Raw genomic sequence first — 604 nt, forward strand, 5'->3', positions numbered from 1 at the left:
CCAGAACGCGTTGTCGAAGTCGCGCTGCAGCCGCGGCAGGTTGTCCGGCACCGAGGCGATCGCGGCGAGCGTGGCGTAGCCGTTGGCCATGTGGCGCGCTTCGTCGGACTGCACGCTGAGGAACGTGGTGGGCGTGGCTTCGTCGCCGTTGGCAGCCGCGACCTCGGTGAGCGTCACGAAGATCGGGTTGGTGTACGCGGTCTCGGCGACGACCTGCAGATTGATCGCGCCCTCGATGGGATCGCTGGCGAAGAAGGCGTCGAGCGCCGGTCGCGCGGCGCGCGTGATCATGTTCTGCCCGCGGATCTTGAAGCCGCGGTCGAAGCCCTCGGGATCGCGCGCGTGCTTGGCCAGATACCGGATCAGGTGGGCTTCCTGGTTGGTGTGGCGCACCTCGTCCATCATCTGTGCGAGGTAACCCTGCCGCAGTTCCGCGTTGTCGACAAAAAAACTGCCGCAGCCGAACACTATGCGCGCGCGGCGCACGGGCATCTGCTAGAGGACCTCGGGCCCGGTGATTTCCGAGTGGTCGGCTAGGTTGTCGGGGGTGCCGACCTGATTGATTCAATTGTCGTACGTAGTGTCATCTGTAATAGACTTGCAC

General features: G+C 64.6%; 1 pseudogene. It reads right to left on the reverse strand.

The window, feature by feature from the left end:
* Window positions 1-486, reverse strand: a pseudogene (locus CSC66_RS17260) (hypothetical protein); the annotation flags it as partial.
* Window positions 487-604: the final 118 nt, after the last annotated feature.

It is taken from the genome of Pseudoxanthomonas kaohsiungensis (genome assembly GCF_010211765.1).
GTDB lineage: Bacteria > Pseudomonadota > Gammaproteobacteria > Xanthomonadales > Xanthomonadaceae > Pseudoxanthomonas > Pseudoxanthomonas kaohsiungensis.